Consider the following 6,267-nt stretch of genomic DNA (forward strand, 5'->3'; position numbering starts at 1 on the left):
GGGTAGTCGCCCTCAAGGGTCAATACCTGAGAATCCCTTCTCAGGCCTTCGAGCAGCAGATTCATCCCCAGGGAGAAATTCGGGACCAGACTGATCCGTTTGGCAGGACAATTAAAAAACCGACCGAGATGCTCCCGCGTATCCTCCAAAAGGGACAGGGCTCCAATCTTCATCCGGCTTCCTCCCACCAGATAATCCAGATCGTGTTCCTGTCGCCACTCCAGCAATCCGTCGTGCAGCACTCCCCAGGCTGCCGTGTTTAAATAGGTATACTGTTCCAGCATCGGAAAATGAGAGCGAAATCTTAAAAATTCATCCATAGGGCGTACGTGGGAAATCTGTTATCTTTGTTTTAAAGATAGGCATTCGGATGTTTTTTAAACAAAAAAAGAAGCCCGCACTCGATCCGGAGCAGCACGAACTCCTGGAGCATGCGCAGAAACGAATCCGCCAGAAAAGGGCGGTTTTTCAGCACCTTATTATTCTTGTGATCGGGTGTCTTTTTTTCGTGGTGATCAATAAAATCCTTAAAATCGGAGACACCCATGACTGGTACCTCTGGGTCGTAATGGGTTGGTCTTTTATTTGGTTCATGCACCTGGCCCAGGTCTTTATTACGGACCCCTTTTTGGGCAAGGATTGGGAACGCACCCAAAGGGAGCGCCTTCTGGAAAAGCAAAAAGAGCGAATACGCCAGATCGAGGCAGAAATCGAAAAAAAGCATCCCCTGCCTGAACTGCCACCTAAAGACGAATTGTGAAAGACCTGATCCTGATAGCCGCTGCCGGAGAATCCAATGAGCTGGGCCATAACGGGGACCTCCCCTGGCACCTGCCCGATGATTTTAAGCACTTTAAGCAAAAAACCACAGGGCATCCGATGATCATGGGTCGGAAGACCTTTGACACCTTTCCCAGACCCCTGCCCAACCGGAGGCATATCATCATAACCCGGGACAAGGGGTACAACGTGGCATGGGATAATTGTCAGGTGGTCTATTCCCTTGAAGAAGCGCTGAAGGTGGTTTCACAGGACGAGAAGGTCTTTGTTATCGGAGGAGGGGAAATCTACAGACAGGCCCTGCCTTATGCGACCGGGATTGAACTTACCAGGGTCCACGGGGCTTTTAAAGCCGATACCTTCTTCCCGGAAATCGATCCAAAGGACTGGATTCAGACGGATAGCACACATCATCCGGCAGATGAGAAGCACGCGTTTCCCTATACCATTCAATCCTTCGTTCGAAAGGATTAATCCCCTAACGGACGGGCATCCCTGGGGTGTCCTAACCGTTCCAACATATCTTTGGCGATCTCGGGATTTCCATTGGTAAATACCGAATGTGCTCCGGGGGTTTCTCCGGAATTCAATAAATGGTGCCGGGCGAGCAGCTTACGGGTCTGGAGCGCCACAGCGGGACTGCAATCCACGATTTGTACATGCCCGGGGAGTATTTCCCTCAGTTGGGGTATCAATAAAGGGTAGTGGGTGCACCCCAGTACCAAATGGTCAATTCCGGCCTCAAGCATCGGAGCGAGCAAGGTCCTTAAATGAGCTGCAGTCTTCGGGTGATCCAGCTGTCCGGACTCGATGAGTGCGACCAGGCCTGTACCTTCCTGTTCCAAAACTTCTATTCCGGCGGAATACATTCGGGACGTGCTCGCAAAAAGCGCACTGCTCAGGGTTCCCCGGGTAGCCAGTACGCCAACAGACTTACTTTCAGAATTCAGGGCCGCAGGCTTGATCGCCGGTTCAATCCCGACAAAAGGGATGGTGTATTCATCCCTGAGTACGGCTATGGCATTGGTAGTAGCTGTATTACAGGCTATCACAATAAGTTTGCACCCCTGCCCCAACAACCACTCCGTATTTAGCCTGGAACGTTCCAAAATCCCGGCCTTTGTCTTATCTCCATATGGCGCATGGGCGCTATCGGCCAGGTATATGGTGTTTTCATTGGGCAACAGGTGTATCACCTCCTGACGCACCGTGAGGCCCCCAAGACCTGAATCGAAAAAACCAATCGCCGCATTGCTCATCTGACGGGTATATCCTTTGGGTTAAAAATAAAAAAACCGCCCGTGTTCTGCGGGCGGTTTTTTTAGAATTTATACAGTGGGTTTAGAAACCCAGTTCAGTTTTAACATCTGCAAGGATGTCTTTTCCTTTAGCAACAATAACACCTGAACCCGGGCTGGCATCAACGACATAGTCGTATCCCTGTGCAGCCGCAACACGTTCAATGGCTTCTTTGGCTTTTTTCGAAATAGGCTCAAAAAGTTCCGCCTGTTTTTGCTGCAACTCCTGCTGGGCAGCTTGTTGGGCTTCCCCGATGTTGCGCTCAAATCCCTGCAACTCCAAAGCGCGCTTCTGATTCTCTTCCTGAGACATCGTACTGGCTTCATTATTGTATTGGGTGAGTTTGTTCTTTAATTCATCCAGGGAACTCTGGATATCCGCTCTGTAGGTTTCCTCCAATTTCTTGAGTTCGCCCTGGGCCGCTTTCATCTCTGGCATTGCGGACAAAAGGTCCGTCACATTGATGTGGGCAATCTTGCTCTGAGCCTGTACAAAGCTTGTAGCGGCGATAAACAATACGATTGCAACAGCTACCTTTTTCATTTGTTTCATGATCTGTAATTTGATATTTGAGTTACTAAAAATATTTGATTCGTTAGTTAATGGTATCCTTTTTTACTTCGGGAGTCTTATTGCGCTCTCCCTCCTTTTCTTTCCTGCGGGCCTCCCGCTCTTCTAATAATTTTTTCCTGCGGGCTTCATAGGCCTTTCTGCGTTCTTCCCTCAGTTTGAGCTGTTCTGCCTTTTTCTCATCTGCAGTCTTTGCCCGGGCATCCGCTGCCTGCTGGGCCCGCTGTTCCCTCTCGACTACTCCCTCAGAAGGCGCTTCCTCAACTTCCTCCCCTTCAAATTGATCGAGGCGGTCGTCCCGGGTTTTCTTCGGGGCACTAATCCTTCGGGTTCTTGAAATACCCCGAAGCACCAACTCACTGATATCGTGTCTTTTTTCGGAGTACAACATTACGACATCCGCAGATTTATCGAAAATAAAATCATACTTTTTGTTCGCTCCAATTTTCTGTACCTCACTGAATACCTGGTCCTGAATGGGCTGGATTAAACGTTGTTTCTGTAAAACCAGATCGCCCCTGGGGCCAAACCGGTTTTGTTGATACTCCAGCAGTTCCTTTTCCAGGATTTCAATTTCTTCTTCCCGCTCGAGGATCAGCTCATCTGTGAGTAATACGCGTTCCGCTTCAAGATCCTGCCGTAACTGGTCTATATTGCGCTGCCGCTCCTCCATCTGCCCTTTCCACTGCACGACCTTGTTGTCGAGCTGTTGATTGGCCTCCCGGTACTCCTCGACATTTTCCAGTATGTACTCCATATCCACGTATCCGATCCGAACCCCTCGTTGAGACATCACCATACCTGTATACAGCAATGCAAAAAACAATAAGATGTTCCGGTTCTTCAAGGATTCGTTTATCAATAGAAAATATCGTGCCAAAATTAGTATTTCTTTTAAAATGAACTACTTAAGCATTCAGCGCTAGAGGTGAAGACGTGGCATGGATCAGAATTGTTGCCCAATTATAAAATGCGTTTGCCATCCGCTGGGCCCATTTCCTGCAGAAGAAGGTCTGAGATCCTCATCGAAGCCATATCCAAAGTCAATTCCCAATAGTCCGAAAGCAGGCATAAAAATCCGAAGCCCAACTCCCGCTGATCTTTTTAATGCAAACGGATTAAACTCCTGAAAATTGTTGAAGGAGTTCCCCGCTTCTAAAAAGGTTAAGGCATAAATAGAAGCCGTGGGCTTCAGGGTGAGGGGGTATCTCAATTCAAGAGAGTACTTGTTGTATACGATACCACCTTCCTGTTGCTGTGTAATCGGATCCACAGGTGTAAGGGAGTTATTCTCATATCCCCTGAGCTGTATCACTTCACGCCCGTCCAGGGTAAAGTTTCTCCCCAGACCATCCCCTCCCAGGAAAAACCGCTCAAAAGGCACCTTCCCGACATCCGGGTTATAAGATCCGAGAAATCCGAATTCAATATTCGTTCGCAGGACGAGTTTACCCACTACCTGTGTATACCAGTCTCCTTTAAATTTAATCTTATAGTATTCCAGCCATCTGAAACGCTCCTGATCCACAGCCTCGAGTTCAGCCTGTTCGGCCGGGGTCAGGGGCAGACCTATTTGAGCCCGATCCACCTGGAGCTGCTCGAGTTCCTCACTGCGCGCCTTAAGGGATGCATAGTCCTTATTGTTGAACAGAGAGTACGGCGGAGTGAATTTAGCGGTTACCTCAAAAATGCTCCCCCTTATCGGGAAAATCAGACCGGGGCCCGCAGAACTTCTGGAGATCCCGAAGGTATACGCCAGGGAATTGGAACTTCCGTTTCCAAAATTAAACAAGCCAGTCCGGTAATTTTTAAAATCGTACAACTGGTAACTCAGGGCATGGGATACCGTGAAATAATCGTCAGGCCATTGGACCCGCTTTGCCAAACCTGCAGATATGCCGGAGACGGAGAATTGTTGGTCCTTATCCACCTGAACCCGTCCGTTATTGTCAAAAGACGCCAGGAACTGCTGGGTTCTCGAAAGGGAAAAGTTGAACCGCACCGGTTTACGGCCTCCGAGCCAGGGCTCAGAGAAGTTCACGGAGTATACCCGGAATGTCCTACTGGCCTGTATCCGAAGTGCGAAGGTCTGTCCATCCCCCATGGGTACCGGTTTATACGCCTTCCCATTGAAAATATTCTGAATGGAAAAGTTATTAAAGGAGAGGCCCAAAGTTCCGATGAAACCACCACCTCCATAGCCCCCCTGTAATTCAATCTGACTCGCACCGGATTCCACAAGGTCAAATCTGAGATCTACAGTTCCGTCATTTGGGTTCGGATTCTCAATCTCAGGTCTAATTTGCTCGGCATCAAAAAAACCGAGCTGTCCGAGTTCCCGTACCGATCGGATAATATCGTCTTTAGAGTATTTTTGCCCGGGCCGGGTTCGAATCTCCCTGTAAATAACATGGTCATTGGTTTTTTCATTTCCATTGACCACGACTTTGTTGAGGAATGTCTCTTTACCTTCTATAATGCGGATCTCAAAATCGATGGTGTCGTTTTCAGCTGAAACCTCTACGGGGTTAATCCTGGAAAAAAGATAACCGTTATTCTGGTATAAGTTCGTGAGATCCTCACCATCTGGCTTGGTATCATCAGCGATCCGCTCCCGCAGGAGCACCCCATTGTACACATCTCCATTTTTTATACCGAGCACCTGGGCCAGCTGGCGGTCCGTGTAGACACTGTTGCCGACAAACTCAATATCCCCAAAATAATACCGCTCGCCTTCCTCAACTTTTATACGGATATCGATATTTTTATCATTGACACGCTCAATGGTATCCAGGAGGATCCGCGCATCTCGATACCCGCTCTCTGCGTAGGCGTCCCGGACGGAATTCAAGTCTTCCTGATACTCTTCTTCTATGTATTTTGATTTCTTCCAAACACGGACAAAAAGCTTTTCTTTGGTATTCTTCATGGATCCGCGCAACTTGGAATCTGAGAGCTTTTCATTTCCCTCGAATTCGATATTGCGAACCTTTACTTTGCTGCCCTTGTTGACATTTACTACCAGGTTCTGGGAATTGACCGCGGAGGTATCCTGACTCGTTGCAATGGTTACCTGCGTATTGAGGTAGCCATCCTTCTGGTATTTGGTCTCTATATAGTTCTTTGTGTTGGCAATGAGGCTTTCCGTGATTTTTTTTCCCTTTTTTAAGTCTGTATCATTGGCCAAATCTTCGACTTTTCCCTTCTTGACCCCATAAAATGTAACATTCGAAAGGGTGGGACGCTCCTGTATATGCAATTCCAGGAAAATACTATCGTTTCGGACACCTGTGTAGTAGAATTCTACATCCGTAAAGAGCTCAAGACTCCACAGCTTATTGATGACCTGACTGATCTGATCACCGGGAACCGTTATGGGCTGACCTTCACGAAGCCCGGTATAGGTCTTAACGGTTTGTTCATTGTAACTCTGAAGGCCTGTAACTTCGAGTCCTCCGAGAATATATTTCTTGCCGTTCTGATAGGAAAGGTCCTGCGCAACCCCTTGGAAGGTCGTCAGGAAAGCCATTATAAAAAGAAGACTTAGTGGTAATACCGCCCGCATACCACTAGTTAAGTTGTTCGCTCGTTTTTCCAAATCTACGTTCTCTGTTCTGG

Annotated in this window: 6 protein-coding genes and 1 pseudogene; 2 read left to right on the top strand and 5 right to left on the bottom strand. The window is 48.0% G+C overall.

Annotation, left to right across the window (positions count from 1 at the left end; translation table 11 throughout):
- Window positions 1-320, bottom strand: a pseudogene (locus WBV75_RS12665) (aminotransferase class V-fold PLP-dependent enzyme); the annotation flags it as partial.
- 50 nt (window positions 321-370) lie between these two features.
- Here WBV75_RS12665 and WBV75_RS12670 point away from each other — a divergent pair.
- Window positions 371-760, top strand: coding sequence for a 2TM domain-containing protein (locus WBV75_RS12670; protein ID WP_424120953.1), 390 nt, complete (start codon window positions 371-373; stop codon window positions 758-760).
- Window positions 757-1,254: a dihydrofolate reductase gene (locus WBV75_RS12675; protein WP_424120954.1), complete on the top strand. Its 498-nt coding sequence runs from the start codon at window positions 757-759 to the stop codon at window positions 1,252-1,254. Before WBV75_RS12670 ends, WBV75_RS12675 begins: the two co-directional genes overlap by 4 nt.
- Here WBV75_RS12675 and murI read toward each other — a convergent pair.
- The 4 genes from murI to WBV75_RS12695 form a co-directional block, all read right to left on the bottom strand.
- Window positions 1,251-2,039: a glutamate racemase gene (murI, locus tag WBV75_RS12680; RefSeq protein ID WP_424120955.1), complete on the bottom strand. Its 789-nt coding sequence runs from the start codon at window positions 2,037-2,039 to the stop codon at window positions 1,251-1,253. The two genes, WBV75_RS12675 and murI, sit on opposite strands and share 4 nt — an antisense overlap.
- Before the next feature lie 82 nt (window positions 2,040-2,121).
- On the bottom strand, window positions 2,122-2,631 hold the full coding sequence (locus WBV75_RS12685; RefSeq protein WP_424120956.1) for an OmpH family outer membrane protein: 510 nt from the start codon (window positions 2,629-2,631) through the stop codon (window positions 2,122-2,124).
- 43 nt (window positions 2,632-2,674) lie between these two features.
- The gene (locus tag WBV75_RS12690; protein ID WP_424120957.1) at window positions 2,675-3,496 is read right to left on the bottom strand and encodes an OmpH family outer membrane protein; all 822 of its coding nucleotides are present in this window, start codon (window positions 3,494-3,496) and stop codon (window positions 2,675-2,677) included.
- 99 nt (window positions 3,497-3,595) lie between these two features.
- The gene (locus tag WBV75_RS12695; RefSeq protein WP_424120958.1) at window positions 3,596-6,214 is read right to left on the bottom strand and encodes a BamA/OMP85 family outer membrane protein; all 2,619 of its coding nucleotides are present in this window, start codon (window positions 6,212-6,214) and stop codon (window positions 3,596-3,598) included.
- Window positions 6,215-6,267 lie beyond the last annotated feature (53 nt).

This window comes from Robiginitalea sp., from assembly GCF_049588695.1.
Lineage (GTDB): Bacteria > Bacteroidota > Bacteroidia > Flavobacteriales > Flavobacteriaceae > Robiginitalea.

Bases quoted from the DNA above. Each gene is read 5' to 3' on its own strand.
- WBV75_RS12670 (WP_424120953.1), top strand. From the start codon at position 371: ATGTTTTTTAAACAAAAAAAGAAGCCCGCACTCGATCCGGAGCAGCAC.
- murI (WP_424120955.1), bottom strand. From the start codon at position 2,039: ATGAGCAATGCGGCGATTGGTTTTTTCGATTCAGGTCTTGGGGGCCTC.
- WBV75_RS12685 (WP_424120956.1), bottom strand. From the start codon at position 2,631: ATGAAACAAATGAAAAAGGTAGCTGTTGCAATCGTATTGTTTATCGCC.
- WBV75_RS12695 (WP_424120958.1), bottom strand. From the start codon at position 6,214: ATGCGGGCGGTATTACCACTAAGTCTTCTTTTTATAATGGCTTTCCTG.